Raw genomic sequence first — 20,033 nt, 5'->3', positions numbered from 1 at the left:
GGTGTGCAGTGCCTGCGGCGGCCTGTCGCTGTGGGTGCGTGGTTGCTGCAGCGCCTACGGGCCGTGGGTGGGTCGGGGCCGCGCCGGGGGTTGTCCGTCCTTGGAACGGCGGATCGGTCACTCACCAACGCGCCCGGGGTGACGCGCCAACCGCTGCGGGCGGACATCCCCCGACACGTCCCCCTCCGTGCGTACGCGTGGGCGGCCGCAGCGGCAGGCCCGCCCGGTCGGCGTTCACGGCAGCCCCTGGCAGGTTCCGGGCCTCGGTGCCGGGTGGGGGCGTGACGGCGGACATGCGTGCGGCTGAGGCTGGCACGTCTGTAGGGTCATGGGCCAGAGCGCTCAGCAGGCTCCCGGCCTCGGCCGCCGTGTGTGAGCCGAGGTGCCGGGGCGGTCACAGTCGGCCGATGTCGCCCCTCGGCATTCGCGGTGCCCTTCTCGGTGGGACCCTGCCGCTCAGCAGGATCAGTCGGGCCGCGCGGTGCCGTTGCCCGGCGTAGGGCTCCAGCAGGGAGAGCATCACGGAGTCGTCCGCGTCACGGTCCCCGGCCAGCGCCCATCCGACGATGCCCGGCAGATGCAGATCCCCGACGGTGACCTCGTCCGGCGCCCCGTGGCTCCGTTGCACCGTCTCCGCCGACGTCCACGGACCCACCCCCGGCACGACCTCCAGCCGAGCCCGCGCGGCGCCGGGGTCCATCCGCGTCGTCTGCTCCAGCCGCGCAGCGACCCGTACCGCCCGCAGGATCGTGGACGCCCGCTTGTCGTCGACGCCGGCGCGGTGCCACTCCCAGGACGGGATCAGCGCCCACGTCCGCGGCGCCGGCATCACGTACATCCGCCCGGGCGCCGGCCCCGGCGCCGGCTCGCCGAACTTGCGTACGAGCAACCGCCACGCCCGGTACGCCTCGTCGGTCGTGACCTTCTGCTCCAGGATCGACGGGATCAACGACTCCAGCACCAGCCCGCTGCGCGTCAGCCGCAGACCGGGCCGTCGGTGCCGGGCCAACGCGACGATCCGGTGGCGCGGGGCGAAGAGGGAGGGGTCGTCCGAGGCGCCGAGCAGGTCGGGGAGCTGTTCCAGCAGCCAGTCCGCGCCGGGTCCCCATGCCTCGCCGCGCACCTGACCGCCGTGCGCCGACACCCGCAACGTCCCCGGCCCGGCCGGCGTGAGGCAGGCCCGCCACACCGACCCGTCCGGGGTCGCCCGGAACGTCGGGTCCCCCGGCCCCCGCCGCAACGGCCCCAGCACCAGGCCGAGGTCCAGCGGCCCGGCCGGCACCAGGGCCCGGACCCGCCCCGCCGTCCGCCCCGCCTGCCGCGGCACGCCCGCGGGCACGGCGGCCTCGCCACCGCGCACCGGCATGGGGGCCCCTCCCACGCCGTTCGGGCTGTGGGGGAGCGTGGGACGGGGAGCGAAACGTCCTGCCACGAATGTGATCCCGGGGAGAAGGGGCAAGGGCTGCTCTATGAGGGTAGGCGCCGAGGCGCCATGGTCACCGCACCTCGATGAACGTGCCCGCGTCCCGCTCGGGCCTCGGCCGCGGTTCCCCGGCCGGGTGGCCGACCGCCACCGCCCCCATGGGGTCCCAGTCCGCCGGCAGTCGCAGCACCTCGCGCACCGTGTCACGGCAGAACATCGTGGACGACACCCAGGCCGAGCCCAGCCGCTCCCCGGCCAGCGCCACCAGGAAGTTCTGCACCCCCGCCCCGGCGGCGACCACGAACATCTCCCGCTCGGCCCCGTCCCGCCGCGCGTCCCCATACGTGTGGGAGCCGTCCATCACCAGGCAGGGGACCACGAGGTACGGCGCGTTGCGCAGCACGTCCCCGCGGCGCACCCGCTTGGCGATGGACTCCTCCGTCTTGCCGTCCCGCCGCAGGTCCGCGATCCACGCGTCCCGCATCGCGTCCAGCAGCCGGGTCCGTGCCTCGGCGGACTCCAGCAGGACGAAACGCCACGGCGTCGTGTGGTGCGGCGCGGGGGCGGTCACCGCCGCGGCCACGGCTCGTCGCACCGCCCCGGGGTCCACCGGCTCGTCCGTGAACGAGCGGACCGTGCGCCGCTGGGTCACCGCCTCGCGTACCGCCTCCGAGGTGCCCAGCCGGAACATGTCGTCACGTGCGCCGCGTACCAAGGCCCGCGCTCCTTCCCCGTCCTCCTCGGCCACCGCGTGCTCCAGGCCGCGTACCACGGCGACCGGCAGCCCGGCCGCCTTGCCCTTCACCAGGTCGCCCGCGGCGGCGAGCTCGTCGGCGGTGGCGACGACGGTGGCGCTGAGCGGATTGCCGTGCGCGTCCGTGCCCCCGCGCAGATCGTCCAGCACGCGCACGCCGGCGGCGCCGATCGCCACGTCGGTGAGCCCCGAGCGCCAGGGTCGCCCGAACGTGTCGGTGACGATCACACCGACGTCGACGCCGAGCGCGTGCCGCAGGCCCTCGCGGATCGTCCGCGCCGACGCGTCCGGGTCCTCGGGGAGCAACAGCACGGTGCCGGCGGGCGTGTTGGAGGCGTCGACGCCGGCGGCCGCCATGATCAGGCCCTGCCGGTTCTCGACGATGCGCAGCGCCCCGCGCCGGGCCACCACCCGTACCGTCTCGGCGTCGATCGCGGCCTCCCGGTCGTCCGCCCGGACGATCCGTCCCTCCGCCTTGGAGACGATCTTCGAGGTGACGAGGAGCACGTCGCCGTCGGCCAGGCCCGGTTCGGCGGCGGCGATCAGCTTGGCGAGGTCGTCGCCGGGCGTGACCTCGGGGAGGCCGGGCACCGCCCAGACCCGGTAGCCGGTCATGCGGTCCGCACCTCCTGCGCCAGCGCCAGCGCCTCGCGGGCCATCCGCGCGGCCGCGTCCTCGTCGGTCATCAGCAGCGGGACGGCCCGGCAGCGGATGCCCGCCGCCTCGACGCGCTCCACCGCGCCCGCGTCCACGGTGTCCACGAGCCAGCCGTCGAGCAGCCCGGAGCCGTAGTGCTCGGCGACCGCCGCGGCCGTGGCCTCCACGCCGACCGCCGCGAGCACCTTGTCGGCCATCCCGCGCACCGGCGCGTTCCCGACGATGGGGGACAGGCCGACCACGGGCACCCCGGCGTCGGCGATGGCCTCCCGGATGCCGGGCACGGCGAGGATCGTGCCGATGGAGACGACCGGGTTGGACGGCGGGAAGAGGACGACGTCGGCCTGCGCGACCGCCTCCAGCACACCGGGCGCGGGCTTGGCCTGTTCCGCGCCGACCGGCACGACCGCCTCGGCGCGGACCGAGGCCCGCAGCCGAACCCAGTACTCCTGGAAGTGGATCACCTTGCGTTCGCCGCCGCCGGCGGAGCCGCCGTCGGGCACGGTGACGGCCACGTGGGTCTCGACGCGGTCGTCCGTCATGGGGATGAGGCGTACGCCGGGCTGCCAGCGGTCGCACAGGGCCTCGGTGACCGCGCTCAGCGGGTAGCCCGCGCCGATCATCTGCGTCCGCACGATGTGCGTGGCGAAGTCCCGGTCGCCGAGGCCGAACCACTCCGGCCCCACGCCGTACGCCGCGAGTTCCTCCTTGAGATGGAAGGTCTCGTCGGCCCGCCCCCAGCCCTGCTCCTCGTTGATGCCGCCGCCGAGCGTGTACATCACCGTGTCGAGGTCCGGGCAGACCTTCAGCCCGAAGAGGTGGATGTCGTCACCGGTGTTGCCGATGACCGTGATGTCCGCGTCCGGCACGGCCCGCTTCAGACCGCGCAGGAACCGGGCACCACCGATGCCGCCTGCCAGAACCACAATCCGCATGAGGCAAGTGTTGCAGGCGGGTACGACAACGTGGCGCGCGGTTACGGGAGCTCGGCGAGGGCCGTGCACTGGGGGGTGTGCATCGGCATCTCCGTCAGGCCCGGGTAGTAGACGTGCAGGCTCACCGCCGGTTCGAGGGCGTCGTTCACCACTTCGTGGACATAGCCCGGCGCGAACACCCGCTGCTCTCCCGGCCGCAACGCGCGCGTGCCCCGCCGGGTCCGCTCGGTGAGCGTGCCGTCCAGGACGGTCAGGACGCCGGAGGAGGGGCCGTGGTCGTGCGGGCCACTGCCCTGGCCGGGGACCCAGGACAGCAGCCAGACCTCGTAGCCGGGGCCTGTGCGCAGCCGGTGGTACCAGCGGCTGGTGGCGTCGTACTGGACGAGGTGCTCCCACTGGGAGCGGTCGGCGGCGAGGGAGCGGGCCAGGCCGACGAACTCGGCGACGGTGGCCGGGTGCTCGGGCGGGGGCTGGAGCAGGTGCGGGACTTCGAGGAGGTCGCCGGCGATCTGGAGGTCGCTGTCGCTGTTCATGGGGTGCGGTAGGTCCTCGGCGGAGAGAAGTGCGGGGCTGGATGTCACGTGCCGTCCGCCCGGGTCGCGGGCGAGAGGGGCGCCCTGGTGGGGGCGTGGGAACAGCAGCCGAGTCGCGGTGGACTCAGGGGCAGCCGGAGCGGCTTCGGCTCAACAGCTGGAACAGCGACAACAGCTACGGCGAGCGTGGGCAGCACCGGGGGACCCGGCGGAGCGGGTCGAGGTGGGCGCCAAGTTCGCGAGCATGCCCACAAGGACAGCGGCTCACACCTTGGCTGTCAACTCGACGCCCGATATGTGGGACATGTTTCACCTCTTCCGGTTCATCGCTCGGGTGAAAGGTTTGCTCAGGCCGTCACCGGGACACATGGGGGCTCAACCGGGCGCGCAAGCCTCGTTGCGATCCCGTGATCCGACTGTGATCCGGTTCGCTTCGGCGTGCGCGGCGGAACGAGATTGAGCCAGTGGGCGTCCTTCTCCGTAGTGGGTCCGTATGGGGTCGGTGACCTCCCGGGCCTCGGCGGCGTGTCAAGGTTTATGCCGATTTGAACACTTTCCGCATGGCCTTGGTTCCGCAGAGTGAATAAGGGGCCCAATAGCAGATCTCGGCTTGACTCGCCCGGAGCAGCACACTTGTAATTTCACTCGTGTCGTTCAGCCGGAATCGGTAACGGCTACATCACGGGGACGCGAAAGACAGACGAGGGGCGCACATGACCGAGCTGGTGCAGCAACTGCTGGTCGACGACGCGGACGAGGAACTCGGCTGGCAGGAGCGCGCGCTGTGCGCCCAGACCGACCCCGAGTCCTTCTTCCCCGAGAAGGGCGGCTCGACCCGAGAGGCCAAGAAGGTCTGTCTCGCCTGCGAGGTCCGCTCCGAATGCCTCGAGTACGCCCTGGCCAACGACGAGAGATTCGGCATCTGGGGCGGTCTGTCCGAACGTGAGCGCCGCCGCCTGAAGAAGGCGGCCGTCTGATCCGAACGGCAGGCATCGTCTTCGTACGTTCCGGGCGAACGGCCCGTCGCGGGTGGGTCGTCCACGGGCGGCGGGCCGTCGTCGCCCGCCCGTCGCCCGACCACCACCCCTCATCGAGGCGCTCCGCGCCGCCCCTCCTGGTTCTGCCGATAGTGTGGTCGCTCGTCCGAGACACCCCGCCGCAGACACGCGGCGCACGTGTCCACCGCAGTCCACCGAACCGGGGCCCGTACCTCGATGTCCGTGCACAGCCACACGGCAGCCCAGCACGATGCCGCTGCCACACCAGAGTTTCCGCGTCATGTGGTGACCGCGGTCCTCGTCTCCCACGACGGCGCCCGCTGGCTGCCCGACGCGCTGGCCGGGCTGGCCGGCCAGGAGCGGCCGGTTCAGTACGTCATGGCCGCCGACACCGGCAGCGCCGACGACTCCGCCCAGTTGGTCACCGACGCCCTCGGCCCCGACCGCGTGCTCCACCTCGCCCGGCGCACCGGCTTCGGCCAGGCCGTCGAGGAGGCCAACCGCACCGCGCCCCTCCTCACCCCGGAGGACCTGCCGTACCTGAAGCGCCCGAGCGGCTGGGACCCCGGCACCCGCACCTGGCGCGACGACGCCTACGACCTGCCCGACCTGCCGTACGGGGAGCCGGTGCAGTGGCTGTGGCTGCTGCACGACGACTGCGCCCCCGAACCCGACACCCTGGCCGAGCTGCTGCGGGTGGTGGAGAACGAACTCGTGCTGGGCCGTGACGACGTGGCCGTCGTCGGCCCCAAGCTGCGCGGCTGGTACGACCGCAGGCAGCTCCTCGAGGTCGGCGTCACCATCGCCAACTCCGGCCGCCGCTGGACCGGCCTGGACCGCCGCGAACAGGACCAGGGCCAACACGACCACGTACGGCCCGTGCTCTCCGTGTCCACCGCCGGCATGCTGATCCGGCGAGATGTCTTCGAACAGCTCGGCGGATTCGACCGGCGCCTGCCGCTGATGCGCGACGACGTCGACCTGTGCTGGCGCGCCCACGCCGCCGGCCACCGGGTTCTCGTCGCCCCCGACGCGGTGGTACGCCACGCCGAGGCGGCCTCCCGCGAGCGCCGCACCGTCGACTGCGCGGGCCGCACCACCGCCTCCCCGCACAAGGTCGACAAGGCCGGCGCCGTCTACACCCTGCTCGTCAACGCCCGTACGGCCACGCTGCCCTGGGTGCTGTTCCGCCTCGTCCTCGGCACGCTGCTGCGCACCCTCGCCTACCTGGTCGGCAAGGTGCCGGGGCAGGCGGTCGACGAGATCCGCGGTCTGCTGAGCGTGCTGCTGCGGCCCGAGCGGATCGTCGCGGGCCGCCGAAGGCGTGGCCGGCCGGTGGTCGACAAGGGCGAGCTGCGGCCCCTGTTCCCACCGCCCGGCGCGACCGTACGGGCCACCGTCGAACAGGTGGCGGGCAGCGTCGTCGGCCGCTCCGACCCGGAGGTCACCTCCGGCGCCGGACGGCACGGCGGCGCGGTCGAGTCCGGGCCCGGCGGCGACGACGCGGACTTCCTGCAGATCGAGCAGTTCGCCCGTCTGAAGCGCATCGCCCGCAACCCCGGCCCGATGCTCTTCCTGGTGCTGCTGTTCGTCTCGCTGGTCGCCTGCCGCCAACTCCTCGGCGGCGGCTCCCTCGCGGGCGGCGCCCTGTTGCCCGCTCCCGCCGACTCCGGTGAGCTGTGGTCGCGTTACCTCGACTCCTGGCACCCGGTGGGCGCCGGCGGGGACGCGTCCGCACCGCCGTACCTCGCGCTGGTGGCGATGCTGGCCTCCGTGCTGCTCGGTTCCACGGGCCTCGCGGTCACGGTGCTGCTGGTCTGCTCGGTGCCCCTGGCCGGGGTCACGGCGTACTTCGGCTCCCGCCCGCTCGTCGAGTCCCGGCTGCTGCGCGCCTGGGCGGCCGTCGTCTACGCCTTCCTGCCCGCCGCCACCGGCGCCCTTGCCGGCGGCCGGCTCGGCACCGCCGTCCTCGCCGTGCTGCTGCCGCTCCTCGCGCGGGCGGCCGTCGCGGCGAGCGGTCTCACGAACCCCACCGGCGCACGCGGCAGTTGGCGCGCCACCTGGGCGTACGCCCTGCTGCTGACCGTCACTACCGCGTTCACGCCGATCGTGTGGCCCGTCGCGCTGGTCCTCGGCGTCGCGCTGCTCGCCGTACGCCGCGGCGACATCACCGCCTACGGCCTGCGCTTCCTGACCCAGCTGGGCACCCCCCTGCTGGTCCTCGCCCCCTGGTCGCTGTCCCTGCTGCCGTTCGGCTTCTTCCGCGAGGCCGGTCTGGAGTACGGCGACTCGGCCGCCTCCGCCCTCGACCTGCTCGGCGCCAGCCCGGGCGGCCCCGGCACCGTCAGCGGCCTGATGCTGATCGGCATCGTGCTGGCCGCGCTGGCCGCCCTGCTGCGCGACGAGCGCCGCTCGGGCATCTGGACGGCCTGGGCCGTCGCCCTGGTGGGCCTGCTCTTCGCGGTGCTGTCCAACAGCTCCGCCTGGGCGGGTCCCGCCACCCTCGTCTACGGCATCGCGCTCCTCACGGCCGCCGTGATGGGCGCCGAGGGCGCACGCGAACGGGTGGCCGAGCAGAGCTTCGGCTGGCGCCAGCCGGTCGCCGCGCTGATCGTCTTCGCCTCGGCCGCGGGCCCGCTGCTCGTCGCCTCCGGCTGGATGCTCCGCGGCGCCGACAGCCCCGTGGAGCGCCGCGACCCGGTGCAGGTGCCCGCGTTCGTCGCCGAGGAGAGCAACACGCGTGACCAGGCCCGCACCCTCGTCCTCGACAGCGACTCGCCCGCCCACGTCGGCTACACCCTGGTCCGCGGCTCCGGCGCCCGCCTCGGCGACGCCGAGCTGGCCGCGGCCGACGGCTCCAACGCCGCCCTCGACAAGGTGGTCGCCAACCTCGTCGCCGGTTCCGGCGCCGACCAGGCCGACCAGCTCGGCGACTTCGCCGTGCGCTACGTCCTGGTGCACAAGGGCGCGCCCCGTGAGGTCAGCCGCGTCCTGGACGCGACGCCCGGCCTGAGCCGGCTCAGCCAGCAGGACGGCAGCGCCCTGTGGCGCGTGGACCGCCAGGTCGCGCGCGCGGTGATCGTCCCGGCCTCCGGCTCGGGCGACCCGGAGCCGGTCGCCGCCGGACCCGTCGAGATCCACACCAAGATCCCCGGCGGAACGGACGGCCGGGTCCTGCGCCTGGCGGACACCGCGTCCGAGGGCTGGACCGCCACCCTTGACGGCAGGCCGCTCACCCGCACCACCGTCGACGGCTGGGCCCAGGGCTTCGAACTCCCCACCGAGGGCGGCACGCTGGACGTCACCTACGACGACCCGGTCGGCCACACCGCCTGGCTGTGGGCGCAGGGCTTCCTGGCCGTCGTCCTCGTCGTGCTCGCCCTGCCCGGGCGGCGCCGCGACGTCGACGACGACCTCCCCGAGGAGCAGGCGATCCCCGCGCAGGCCGTCGCCGGTGAGGGCCGCCGCGCCCGCCGCCTGCGGGCCCAGGCCGAGGCCGAAGAGGCCGCCCGGGACGAGGAGTTCCCCTCTCCGGCGCAGCAGGAGACGCCGGTGCCGGTTCCCCAGCAGCAGTCGTACGCCATGGGGGTCCCCCCGGGCGAGGACGTCGGAGCCTGGCAAGGAGACACCACCGGCTACGCGGATGCCGAGTACGGCACGTACGCCGCGGAGCAGTACGAGGGCGCCGGCGGGCAGTACCCGGCGGACGGGTACGGGCAGCCGTACCAGAACGACCAGTACCAGGCGGACCCCTACCAGGGCGGGCAGTACGACCCGTACGCGTACGGGGGCTCGCCGCAGCCGGGGGCGTACGAGCAGTCGTACGACCAGTACCAGCAGGGCTATGACCCGACGTACGACCCGGCGCAGCAGCGCCCGCATGGCAGCGGCAGTGAGCGCCCCGACGGGAGTCAGCAGTGAACCGCACCACCCTGTCCCTGATCGCCGGCGTCGGCGCGCTCGCCGCCCTCACCGGGTTCGCCACGCTGTCCGCCCCGGAGGCGACCGGCACGGACACCGCAAGGGCGGCGGCCCGGTTGCCGGTGGAGCGCACGAGTCTGGCCTGCCCCGCGCCCAGCACCTCCGACCTCGCCGAGACGACGTACACCTCCTTCACACCGGTCACCGAGGGCACGGGCGCCCAGGGCAAGGGCGCGTTGCGGCCGGCCGGCGACGGCGAGGCCGGCAAACCCGTGCTGGAACCCGGGGAGCCCGGCTCGCCGGTCTCCGGAGAGACCTCGGGCGGCGACGCGCCCGCGCTGATCGGCACGGCGGAGGGCACGTTCGCGCCCGGGTGGACCGTCCAGGAGACGACCGAGGTCAGCGCCGGTGCCGGGCGGGGGCTGCTGGGGATCGCCTGCTCGGCGCCGGACACCGATTTCTGGTTCCCGGGCGCCAGTACGGCCGACGGGCGGACCGACTACGTGCACCTGACCAACCCGGACGACTCCGCCGCCGTGGTGGACATCGAGCTGTACGGCAAGGACGGCGCGCTGGAGTCCACGGTGGGCGAGGGCATCACCGTCGCGCCGAATTCCAGCGAGCCGGTGCTGCTGTCGACGCTGACCGAGGCCGCGGAGGCCGACCTCACGGTTCATGTGAACGTCCGCAGCGGGCGGGTCGGTGCCGCGGTGCAGGCCCTGGACGACGAGGCGGGCGGCGACTGGCTGGCGGCGGCCGCGGATCCCGCGGGGAGCCTGGTGCTGCCGGGGATCCCCAAGGACGCGACGGCAGTGCGGCTGGTCGCGTTCACGCCGGGGGACGCCGACGCGGACCTGGAGGTGCGGCTCGCCTCCCCGAACGGGCTGATCACGCCCGCCGGGCAGGAGACCCTGCACGTGAAGTCGGGCGCGACGACCGCGGTCGACCTCGGGGACGTCACCCGGGGCGAGGCCGGATCGCTGGTCCTGACGCCCACGGACCGGGCGGTGCCCGTGGTGGCGGCCGTGCAGGTGGTGCGCGGCAAGGGCGGCTCCCAGGAGACGGCGTTCATCCCCGCCGCCCGGGCCGTCGGGGCGCGGGCGACGGCGGTCGGCAACACCGCGAAGGGCGTGACCCTGTCGCTGGCGGCCGCGCCGGGGGAGTCGGCGCAGGTCAAGGTGACGGCGTCGGCGGGTACCGAGCCGGGCGCGGCGGAGTCGAAGACGTACACGGTCGAGGCGGGCACGACGCAGGACGTCGAGGTGCCGGTGCCGAGCGGCCTGAAGGGCACCTACGCGCTGACGGTGGAGTCGGTCTCGGGTGGCGCGGTCTACGCGTCCCGGACCCTCACGGCGACGCAGGACGGCGTCCCGGCCTTCACCATCCAGACGCTCCCCGACGACCGGGGGACGGTGGCCGTGCCGGAGGCGGAGCAGGACCTGTCGGTGGTGCAGAGGTAGGCGGCACGCCGCCGGCTCACTCCTCCCCGTACCGCGGATCCACCGTCTCCGGTGTCAGTCCGAGCAGCTCGGCGACCTGCTCGACGACGACCTCGTGCACCAGTGCCGCCCGCTCGTCGCGGCCCTTGGTGCGGATCTCGACGGGACGCCGGTAGACGACCACCCGCGCGGGACGCCCCTCACGGGCCGGAACGATGCCGCCGAGCGGCACCGCCTCGTCGTTCCACACCTGCCCGGGGCCGTCCAGCCTCGGCACTTCCAGGACGAGGAAATCGATGTCGGCAAGCTGCGGCCACCGCCGTTCCAGGCGCTCCACGGAGTCCTGCACCAGATCCGCGAACGCCTCGGCACGGCTCGCCGCGAGCGGCACCTGAGGGGGCGCGATCGGGCCGCGCATGCCCCGTCCGTGACGATCACGGCGGCGGGGCCCGGGGCCTGCGGCACGGGGCGGTACTCGGTTGTCCATCACTGGTGAAGCGTAGTCCTCGCGCCGGGCGCGTGCCCGGCGCCCACGCGTCATTCCGGACCTTCGCCCGCCGCCGCACGGCATGTCACAGGATGACCATTCCAGCCAAGGTTGGGCTCGATTCCATATCTCTCCGAGACCGGCGATCGTGAGGCAACTGGTGGCGTTTATGTGCGGTGTTGACCGGTTTCGTAGTCGTACGAGACACCGGGTGGGCCTGTCCGCGCAGGTCAGCCGGGTGTGGCGAGAGGGGCCTGTGGGGCCTCTCGCCACACGACACGGTGGAGTGACCTGGTGGAGAGTCGTCGCGGCCCGCTCAAGAGTGCGGTACCGTCCAACGTCGTGAGCCCTGTACGTCGCTGTTCGCGCACCGCTTGCGGCCGTCCCGCCGTAGCGACGCTGACGTACGTCTACGCCGACTCGACCGCGGTCCTCGGCCCGCTCGCCACCTACGCCGAACCCCACTGCTACGACCTGTGCGCCGAGCACTCCGAGCGCCTCACCGCCCCCCGCGGCTGGGAGGTCGTCCGGCTCCTCGACGGTTCGGCTCCGGCCCGCCCCAGCGGTGACGACCTGGAAGCGCTCGCCAACGCGGTGCGCGAGGCCGCCCGTCCGCAGGAGCGCGCGGCTCAGGCCGGCGGCGGTGGTCGCGCGGCGGACCCGATGGAGGTCGCGCGCCGTGGCCACCTGCGGGTTCTGCGCTCGCCCGACAACTGAGCGCCCGCTCCGCCTCTCCTTCCGTTTTTGTTGCATGCTGCACGCCCATTGACTGCGGCTTGTCGCGGACACGATCATTCCGTTTACCCGTGAGAAATCGTTTTCCGCATCGCGGAACCCGGGGAGGCGCTTGTGTACGTCCAGGAACTGGAACCCGTCGCCGGCTCACTCGGCCTGTCCGCCCTGGTGGCGGCCCTGCCCCTCGTGATCGTCCTGGTCCTGCTCGGCGGCGTGCGCATGAAGGCCCACCTGGCGGGCCTCGCGGGTCTGCTCGCGGCCGTCCTGGTCGCCTGGCTCGCGTACGGCATGCCGCTGGACCAGACGCTCTCCAGCGCCGCCCAGGGAGCCGTGTTCGGGCTCTTCCCCATCCTGTGGATCGTCGTCAACGCCCTGTGGGTGTACCGGATGACCGTCCGGACGCGGCACTTCGACATCCTGCGCCGGTCCTTCGGGCGGCTGTCCGACGATCCGCGCATCCAGGCGCTCGTCGTCGCCTTCTGCTTCGGGGCCCTGCTGGAAGCGCTCGCCGGGTTCGGTGCGCCGGTCGCGATCTGCTCGGTGATGCTCGTCGCCCTCGGCTTCGAACCGGTGAAGGCCGCGATCGTCGCGCTGGTCGCCAACACCGCGCCCGTGGCGTTCGGCGCCATGGGCACACCGGTGGTGACACTCGCGCAGGTCACCGGGCTGCCGCTGGAGGACGTCGCCTCCGTGGTGGGGCGTCAGACCCCGCTGCTGGCCCTCGTGGTGCCGCTGGTGCTGATCGGGCTCGTCGACGGGCGGCGTGGGCTGCGGGAGACCTGGGTGCCGGCCGTGGTGTGCGGAGTCGCCTTCGCCGTGGCCCAGTTCGCCGCCTCCAACTACCTCTCCGCGCAACTCGCCGACATCGCCGCCGCCTTGGCCGGCGCGGGCGCCCTGGTCGCCGTACCGCAGGCCCGCAGGCCCGCCGCGGAACCCGTCCGCGCGTCCGTGCTGACCGGCGTACGGAGCGAGGAACTGGACGAGGAGGACCCGCGCGCCGAGGTCGTGCGGGCGTACGCCCCGTACGCGCTGATCGTGGCCGTCTTCTCCGTGGCGCAGATCCCGGCGGTCAAGGACTGGCTGGCCCGGGCGACGCAGACGTACGACTGGCCCCTGCTGGACGTCCTCGGACCGGACGGGGAGCGGGTCGGCGGCAACGTGTTCACGTGGCCGATCGTCTCCACCGGCGGCACGCTCGTGCTGCTCGCCGGGGTGTGCACGGCGTTCGTGATCGGGGTGCACGCGCGCGTGGCGGTCAAGGAATGGCTCGCGACGGTGTACGAGCTGCGGTTCGCGATCCTGACGGTGACCTCCGTACTGGCCCTCGCGTACGTCATGAACCTCTCCGGACAGGCGGGCACCATCGGCCACTTCGTGGCGGCGGCCGGCGCGGGGCTGGCGTTCCTGTCGCCGGTCCTGGGGTGGTTCGGCGTCGCCGTGTCCGGTTCGGACACCTCGGCCAACGCCCTGTTCGGGGCGCTGCAGGTGACCGCCGCGCGCGAGTCGGGGCTGTCGCCGGAACTGCTGGCCGCCGCCAACAGCTCGGGCGGCGTCCTCGGCAAGATGATCTCCCCGCAGAACCTCACCATCGCCTGCGCTGCCGTCGGGCTCGCGGGCCGTGAGGGAGATCTGCTGCGCAAGGTGCTGCCCTGGAGTCTGGGACTGCTGCTCGTGATGTGTCTGATTGTGGTCGGCCAGAGTTCACCGGTGCTCGGCTGGATGCTGCCCTGACCTCAGGGTTACGTCTGGACGACCACTTTGCTTCCACACAGTGCGTTGTCAGCTCGGGCGGGTAGTTTGGGTGCACCGATAGGACTTTCAGGAGGGTTGGCCGTGGCTGCTGATCTGTCGCAGATCGTGAAGGCGTACGACGTTCGCGGGGTCGTCCCGGACCAGTGGGACGAGCCGCTGGCCGAGCTCTTCGGGGCGGCCTTCGTCCAGGTGACCGGCGCCGACGCGATCGTGATCGGGCACGACATGCGGCCCTCGTCCCCCGGCCTGTCCCGCGCCTTCGCGCGCGGGGCGGCGCTGCGCGGCGTCGACGTCACCGAGATCGGCCTCTGCTCCACCGACCAGCTGTACTACGCGTCGGGCGCGCTGAACCTGCCCGGCGCCATGTTCACCGCGTCGCACAACCCGGCCAAGTACAACGGGATCAAGATGTGCCGCGCGGGCGCCGCACCGGTCGGCCAGGACACCGGCCTCGCCGAGATCCGCGAACTCGTCGAGCGGTGGAGCGAGTCGGGCGCCCCCGAGCCGGTGGCGCAGCGGGGAACGATCACGCAGCGCGACACGTTGGAGGACTACGCGGCCCACCTGCGCTCCCTCGTCGACCTGACCTCCATCCGCCCCCTGAAGGTCGTCGTCGACGCCGGCAACGGCATGGGCGGCCACACGGTCCCCACGGTCTTCTCGGGCCTGCCCCTGGACCTCGTGCCGATGTACTTCGAGCTGGACGGCACGTTCCCCAACCACGAGGCGAACCCGCTGGACCCGGCCAACATCGTCGACCTCCAGGAGCGCGTGCGCGCCGAGGGCGCCGACCTCGGCATCGCCTTCGACGGCGACGCCGACCGCTGCTTCGTCGTCGACGAGAACGGCGACCCCGTTTCGCCGTCCGCCATCACCGCGCTGGTCGCCGCGCGCGAGCTGGCCAGGCACGGCGGCGAGGGCGTCGTCATCCACAACCTGATCACGTCCTGGACGGTCCCCGAGGTCGTGCGGGAGAACGGCGGCACGCCGATCCGCACCCGTGTCGGCCACTCCTTCATCAAGGCCGAGATGGCGCGCACCGGCGCGATCTTCGGCGGCGAGCACTCCGCGCACTACTACTTCCGCGACTTCTGGAACGCCGATACGGGCATGCTGGCCGCCCTCCACGTCCTGGCGGCGCTCGGCGGCCAGGAGGGCCCGCTGTCCTCCTTGGTCGACCAGTACGACCGGTACGCCGGGTCCGGCGAGATCAACTCCACCGTCGACGACCAGCAGGCCCGGCTGGCCGCGCTCAGGTCGGCGTTCGAGGGCCGCGAGGGCGTCACCCTCGACGAACTCGACGGCCTCACGATCACGGCCGAGGACTGGTGGTTCAACGTCCGCCCCTCCAACACCGAGCCGCTGCTGCGCCTGAACGCGGAGGCGCGGGACGAGGTGACCATGGCGAAGGTGCGGGACGAGGCTTTGGCGATCATTCGGGGATGAGCTGGTCGTGGGCGGGGGCCGGCTGGTCCTTGCCGGGCCGGGGCTGTGCTGATTCTTGCGGGCTGAGCCGAGCGCTGCGGGACTCATGCGGCCCAGGTGAGCTGGAGTGGGCGAGGGGAGCGCCAGGGGTCGCCGGCTGCGCCTGGAGCCGTCCCCTCTGCCCCAGTCGCTCTGTGCGCCTGTCACCCCTCCTCTCGGCCCGCCGCCCTGGCCTCCCGCAGCCGTCCCCCTCCGGCCGTGCCGACCGTGCCACCCGGATCCCGACACAGCCCGCCCCGACGGCGGTACCCTGACCAGGCACATCCGCACGACCACACGTACCCGCACGGGTACACACACCCGCCCGAAGGGACGCCCCATGCCGCTCGAAGCCGGCCTTCTGGAGATCCTCGCCTGCCCGGCCTGTCACGCTCCCCTCGAGGAGCGGGACACCGAGCTGGTATGCACCGGCCAGGACTGCGGCCTGGCGTACCCCGTCCGCGACGGCATCCCCGTCCTCCTCGTCGACGAGGCCCGCCGCCCGGCGTAACGGCCCGTAGACGCCCGCGCGCACCAGGCCGGCGCAAGACGGACCCGCCGCCCGCACAAACGACCCCCGGCGTTCGGAGGCTGCCGCCCATGCTCGACGAATCGCTGCTCGACTCCCCGGAGGGCCTCGCCCAGGCCGACCAGCGCGGCCTGCTGCGCGGCGCCGCCGAGGCCGGTGCCCGCGTCCGCACCGCCGCCCGGCACGCCACCGAGGCGGGAGTCGGCGAGCTGAAACCCGACGGTCGCCCGCGCGCCGTCCTCATCGCCGGCCCCGGTGCCGCCGCGACCCACGCCGCCGACCTGCTCGGCACATTGGCCGGTCCCGGCAGCCCCGTCGCCCGCCTCGCCCCCACCGGCGTCGCCCCCGCCGCGGGCGCCCTGCGCTGGGAACTCCCCGGCTGGGCCGGCTCCGTCGACCTGCTCCTGATCGCCACCCCGGACGGTACCGAACCGGGCCTGTCCCTGCTCGCCGAGCAGGCCTACCGCCGCGGCTGCACGGTGGCCGCCGTGGCCCCCGCCGGCACCCCGCTCGCCGATGCCGTCGCCGGCGCCGCCCACGGCCTCTTCGTACCGATGGCGACCGCCCCGTACGAGCAGGACGAACCCCTCGCCGCGTCCGCCCCCGGTGTGCTGTGGGCGCTGCTCACGCCGCTGCTCGCGCTGCTGGACCGCATCGGCCTGCTCGCCGCCGCGCCGGACGCCCTGGAGAAGGTCGCCGATCGGCTCGACCACATCGCCGAACGCTGCGGGCCTGCCATCGCGACGTACAGCAATGCCGCCAAGACCCTGGCCGCCGAACTCGCCGACGCGCTCCCGGTGATCTGGACGGAGGGCTCATCGGCCGGCCCGGCGGGCCGCCGTTTCGCCGCCGCGCTCGCCGAACTGTCCGGCCGGCCCGCCGTCGTCGCCGAACTCCCCGAGGCGCTCGCCGAGCACAGCGCCCTGCTCGCCGGCCCGCTCGCGGCCAGCGCCGACCCCGACGACTTCTTCCGTGACCGGGTGGAGGAGCCGCCTGCCCTGCACGCGCGCGTGGTGCTGCTGCGCGACCGCCCGATCGGCGGCCTCACCGCCGCTCCCGCCGCCCGTGACCTGGCCCTCAGCCACGACACGCCGATCAGCGAGCTGGAGCCGGAGGCCGGCGGCGAACTGGAGACCCTCTCCGAACTGATCGCCATCACGGATTTCGCCGCCGTTTACCTGGCGCTCACATCGAGGGCCTGATCTGATCCAGCACGCCCCGACCTTCGTACGAGAGGGAAACGGCGCCCGAACACGGAGAAGACCGACGTCGTACGCACGACGCCGTGCGCGAGGCGCCGGACGTCTTTCGTGCGCACGTCCTCCGCACACAGAACCGGCAGAGAGAACCGTATGGACCGCCTCGACAACACCGTCCGCCCCTACGCCTGGGGTTCCACCACCGCGATCCCGCAGCTGCTCGGCGTCGAGCCGACCGGCGAACCCCAGGCGGAGGTGTGGATGGGTGCCCACCCGGGCGCACCCTCGCGCACCGAGCGCGGCACGCTCGTCGACGTCATCGCGGCCGCCCCCGAGCAGGAGCTGGGCTCGGCCGCCGTCGCCAAGTTCGGTCCGCGCCTCCCCTTCCTCCTCAAGATCCTCGCCGCCGGCGCCCCGCTCTCCCTCCAGGTGCACCCCAACCTGCAGCAGGCCAAGGAGGGTTACGCCGAGGAGGAGCGCCGCGGCGTCCCCGTGGACGCCCCGCACCGCAACTACAAGGACGCCAACCACAAGCCGGAACTGATCTGCGCGCTCACCGAGTTCGACGGTCTGTGCGGCTTCCGCGCCCCGCACGAGGCCGCGGACCTGCTCGACGCCCTCGGCGTCGACTCCCTCAAGCCGTACGTCGACCTGCTGCGCGCGGACCCCGAGGACGCGGCGCTGCGTGAGGTCCTCACCGCCGTTCTCACCGCGGACCCGGAGAAGATGGCCCGCACGGTCGCCGAGTCCGCCGAGGCCTGCGCACGTCTCGGGGGCGCGCACGCCCCGTACGCCGACCTCGCCCACCACTACCCGGGCGACCCCGGCGTGATCGCCGCGATGCTGCTCAACCACGTCCGCCTCCAGCCGGGAGAGGCCCTCTACCTCGGCGCCGGCATCCCGCACGCCTACCTCGACGGCCTCGGCGTCGAGATCATGGCCAACTCCGACAACGTCCTGCGCTGCGGCCTGACCCCCAAGCACGTCGACGTCCCCGAACTCCTGCGCGTCGTCCGCTTCGAGGCGAGCGACCCCGGCGTCCTGCGCCCGGCGGCGTCCCCGGACGGCGAGGAGGTCTACGAGACTCCCATCGACGAGTTCCGGCTCTCCCGGTACGTGCTCCCGGAGGGCGGCGCCACCCGGGACCTCACGCGCCCGACCCCGCAGATCCTGCTGTGCACGGCGGGGTCGGTGCGGGCGGGCGAGCACGAGCTGACGGCGGGGCAGTCCGTCTTCGTACCGGCCGGTGAAAAGGCCGAAGTGTCCGGTACGGGAACGCTTTTCAGGGCGACCGTGGTGGCCTGATCCAGCGGGTGTACCGACCTGGCGCGCCGGTGTCGGACCGGGCTGCAACAATGGCCCACCGGCAAAGGACCGGCAAAGCCCGCGAGCGGGCGAAGCCCTGATGGACGGCATACGAAGGGACAACGCGAACACATGAGCGCGTCAGGCGGCACCAAGGCGATCGTGGCGGCACTGCTCGCCAATCTGTCGATCGCGGTAGCGAAGTTCGTGGCGTTCCTCTTCAGTGGCTCGTCCTCGATGCTGGCCGAGTCGGTGCACTCGGTGGCCGACTCCGGCAACCAGGGCCTGCTGCTCCTCGGCGGCAAGAAGGCCCAGCGCGAGGCGACTCCGGAGCACCCCTTCGGTTACGGACGCGAGCGCTACATCTACGCCTTCCTCGTCTCGATCGTCCTCTTCTCGGTCGGTGGTATGTTCGCCATCTACGAGGGCTACGAGAAGATCAAGCACCCGCACGAGATCGAGCACTGGTACTGGCCGGTCGGCGTCCTGGTCTTCGCGATCATCGCCGAGACGTTCTCCTTCCGGACGGCCATCAAGGAGTCCAACGCCCTGCGCGGCCGGAAGTCCTGGAAGGAGTTCGTCCGCCACGCCAAGGCGCCGGAGCTGCCGGTCGTCCTCCTGGAGGACCTCGGCGCGCTCGTCGGCCTGATCCTCGCCCTCGGCGGCGTCGGCCTGGCCCTGATCACCGGCGACAGCGTCTGGGACGGCATCGGCACCCTGTGCATCGGCGTCCTGCTCATTCTGATCGCGCTCGTCCTGGCCGCCGAGACCAAGTCGCTGCTGCTCGGCGAGGCGGCCGGCGTGGAGGACGTCAGGAAGATCGAGGCCTCGGTCGTCGACGGCACCACCGTCACCGGCGTCATCCACATGCGCACGCTGCACCTCGGCCCCGAGGAGCTCCTCGTCGCCGCCAAGATCGCCGTCCGCCACGACGGCACGGCCACCGAGATCGCCTCCGCCATCGACGCCGCCGAAGCCCGCGTCCGCGAGGCCGTCCCGATCGCCCGCGTCATCTACCTGGAGCCGGACATCTACAGCGAGGCGGAAGCGGCCAAGGGCCCGGACCGCGAGGCCAGCCCGGGCGGCCCGACCCCGCACGGCACCGGCCACTGATTCCGCACCGCATCGGTCACCGACCCGTACGACAGGGCCCCGCCGCTCCCACCGGAGCGGCGGGGCCCTGCCGTACGGCTTCAGCAGTGTTTCGCTGCTTCAGCGCTTCAGAAGTGCTCCGGCCACAGCCGCATCGTCGACGGCCGCCGTCGCACGTCCCGGGCCCCTGCCACGAGCAGCGCCGCGCCGAACAGCAGCAGGACCCCGACCAGGAGAAGCAGGGCGAGCAGCACCGGCACGACGTAGTCGCCCGTCACCCGGCCGACGACGGCCGAGCCGGGGACCGTGCCGCCGTGATCGGAGACGAAGGCCCGCGAGTCCCGTGCGTTCAGCCGGTAGTCACCGAGCACGAACAGCCGCCCCTCCGGCACCCGCACGTCGTACGGCCGATGCGTCCCGTCGGCGATGCCGCCCCGGACGTACGGCTCGACGAGCGGCGCCCCGTTGCGCACGATCCGCTCTTTGTCGGTCCCCGCCGCCCCCGCACAGCACACCACTCGGTCGCCGCCCAGGCCGACGACCCGCTGCAGGACGTGCGCGTCCTGGTAGCGCTCCGGAACCCGGTACAGCACGACATCGCCCCGCCGCACCTCCTCCGCGCCGACGCGCTCCACGACGACGGGATCACCGACGCCGTACGTGGGCGTCATGCTCTCCCCCTGCACGGTGACCAGCTTGTAGCCCGCCCGCAGGGACAGCAGAGAGGTGATCACCAGCACCGCCCCCAGGACCCCCACCAGCCAGCCCGCCACCATGACGCGACGTATCTCGTCCACCCCGCCGATCCCT

16 protein-coding genes are annotated in these 20,033 nt (G+C 73.2%); 10 read left to right on the top strand and 6 right to left on the bottom strand.

The window, feature by feature from the left end; translation table 11 throughout:
* Window positions 1-394: 394 nt before the first annotated feature.
* The 4 genes from IPT68_RS14700 to IPT68_RS14685 all read right to left on the bottom strand — a co-directional run bounded on the left by IPT68_RS14700 (window position 395) and on the right by IPT68_RS14685 (window position 4,302).
* Entirely contained in the window at window positions 395-1,432 is a 1,038-nt protein-coding gene (locus IPT68_RS14700) for a DNA-3-methyladenine glycosylase family protein (RefSeq protein ID WP_373300774.1), read from the bottom strand.
* Between the two features lie 64 nt (window positions 1,433-1,496).
* Window positions 1,497-2,792 carry a coenzyme F420-0:L-glutamate ligase gene (locus tag IPT68_RS14695; RefSeq protein ID WP_189702294.1) on the bottom strand — a complete coding sequence of 432 codons (1,296 nt, stop codon included), beginning with the start codon at window positions 2,790-2,792 and terminating at the stop codon, window positions 1,497-1,499.
* Entirely contained in the window at window positions 2,789-3,769 is a 981-nt protein-coding gene (gene cofD / locus IPT68_RS14690; protein WP_189702293.1) for a 2-phospho-L-lactate transferase, read from the bottom strand. Before cofD ends, IPT68_RS14695 begins: the two co-directional genes overlap by 4 nt.
* Before the next feature lie 41 nt (window positions 3,770-3,810).
* Window positions 3,811-4,302: a cysteine dioxygenase gene (locus IPT68_RS14685; protein ID WP_189702292.1), complete on the bottom strand. Its 492-nt coding sequence runs from the start codon at window positions 4,300-4,302 to the stop codon at window positions 3,811-3,813.
* A gap of 713 nt (window positions 4,303-5,015) precedes the next feature.
* Between IPT68_RS14685 and IPT68_RS14680 the strand changes: the two genes are divergently transcribed.
* The 3 genes from IPT68_RS14680 to IPT68_RS14670 all read left to right on the top strand — a co-directional run bounded on the left by IPT68_RS14680 (window position 5,016) and on the right by IPT68_RS14670 (window position 10,681).
* Window positions 5,016-5,279, top strand: coding sequence for a WhiB family transcriptional regulator (locus IPT68_RS14680; RefSeq protein ID WP_003975777.1), 264 nt, complete (start codon window positions 5,016-5,018; stop codon window positions 5,277-5,279).
* A gap of 237 nt (window positions 5,280-5,516) precedes the next feature.
* Window positions 5,517-9,221, top strand: a complete 3,705-nt coding sequence (locus IPT68_RS14675) for a glycosyltransferase family 2 protein (protein WP_189702299.1) — start codon at window positions 5,517-5,519, stop codon at window positions 9,219-9,221.
* Window positions 9,218-10,681: a DUF5719 family protein gene (locus IPT68_RS14670; protein ID WP_189702291.1), complete on the top strand. Its 1,464-nt coding sequence runs from the start codon at window positions 9,218-9,220 to the stop codon at window positions 10,679-10,681. The genes IPT68_RS14675 and IPT68_RS14670 overlap by 4 nt, the downstream gene beginning before the upstream one ends.
* A 16-nt stretch (window positions 10,682-10,697) precedes the next feature.
* Here IPT68_RS14670 and IPT68_RS14665 read toward each other — a convergent pair whose 3' ends face one another.
* The gene (locus IPT68_RS14665) at window positions 10,698-11,147 is read right to left on the bottom strand and encodes a metallopeptidase family protein (protein ID WP_189702298.1); all 450 of its coding nucleotides are present in this window, start codon (window positions 11,145-11,147) and stop codon (window positions 10,698-10,700) included.
* A gap of 294 nt (window positions 11,148-11,441) precedes the next feature.
* Here IPT68_RS14665 and IPT68_RS14660 point away from each other — a divergent pair, with 294 nt between their 5' ends.
* The 7 genes from IPT68_RS14660 to IPT68_RS14630 all read left to right on the top strand — a co-directional run bounded on the left by IPT68_RS14660 (window position 11,442) and on the right by IPT68_RS14630 (window position 19,244).
* Window positions 11,442-11,864 carry a DUF3499 domain-containing protein gene (locus tag IPT68_RS14660; protein ID WP_053760356.1) on the top strand — a complete coding sequence of 141 codons (423 nt, stop codon included), beginning with the start codon at window positions 11,442-11,444 and terminating at the stop codon, window positions 11,862-11,864.
* A gap of 132 nt (window positions 11,865-11,996) precedes the next feature.
* Window positions 11,997-13,613, top strand: a complete 1,617-nt coding sequence (locus IPT68_RS14655) for an L-lactate permease (RefSeq protein WP_189702290.1) — start codon at window positions 11,997-11,999, stop codon at window positions 13,611-13,613.
* Window positions 13,614-13,715: 102 nt separating this feature from the next.
* On the top strand, window positions 13,716-15,080 hold the full coding sequence (locus IPT68_RS14650; protein WP_189702289.1) for a phosphomannomutase/phosphoglucomutase: 1,365 nt from the start codon (window positions 13,716-13,718) through the stop codon (window positions 15,078-15,080).
* Window positions 15,081-15,438: 358 nt separating this feature from the next.
* Entirely contained in the window at window positions 15,439-15,609 is a 171-nt protein-coding gene (locus IPT68_RS14645; protein ID WP_115508402.1) for a Trm112 family protein, read from the top strand.
* A gap of 89 nt (window positions 15,610-15,698) precedes the next feature.
* Window positions 15,699-16,829 carry an SIS domain-containing protein gene (locus tag IPT68_RS14640; protein ID WP_189702288.1) on the top strand — a complete coding sequence of 377 codons (1,131 nt, stop codon included), beginning with the start codon at window positions 15,699-15,701 and terminating at the stop codon, window positions 16,827-16,829.
* A gap of 150 nt (window positions 16,830-16,979) precedes the next feature.
* A complete protein-coding gene (manA, locus tag IPT68_RS14635) occupies window positions 16,980-18,131 on the top strand; it encodes a mannose-6-phosphate isomerase, class I (protein WP_189702287.1) in 1,152 nt (383 codons plus the stop codon).
* A gap of 132 nt (window positions 18,132-18,263) precedes the next feature.
* Entirely contained in the window at window positions 18,264-19,244 is a 981-nt protein-coding gene (locus IPT68_RS14630) for a cation diffusion facilitator family transporter (protein WP_194074089.1), read from the top strand.
* A gap of 107 nt (window positions 19,245-19,351) precedes the next feature.
* Here the strand turns inward: IPT68_RS14630 and lepB are convergent, their stop codons facing one another.
* Window positions 19,352-20,020, bottom strand: a complete 669-nt coding sequence (lepB, locus tag IPT68_RS14625) for a signal peptidase I (RefSeq protein WP_228040463.1) — start codon at window positions 20,018-20,020, stop codon at window positions 19,352-19,354.
* Between the last annotated feature and the right edge of the window lie 13 nt (window positions 20,021-20,033).

Origin of the sequence: Streptomyces chromofuscus (assembly GCF_015160875.1) — a bacterium.
GTDB lineage: Bacteria > Actinomycetota > Actinomycetes > Streptomycetales > Streptomycetaceae > Streptomyces > Streptomyces chromofuscus.
Note: the sequence above shows the minus strand (reverse complement) of the source record. Positions and strands in the feature narration are given on the sequence as shown.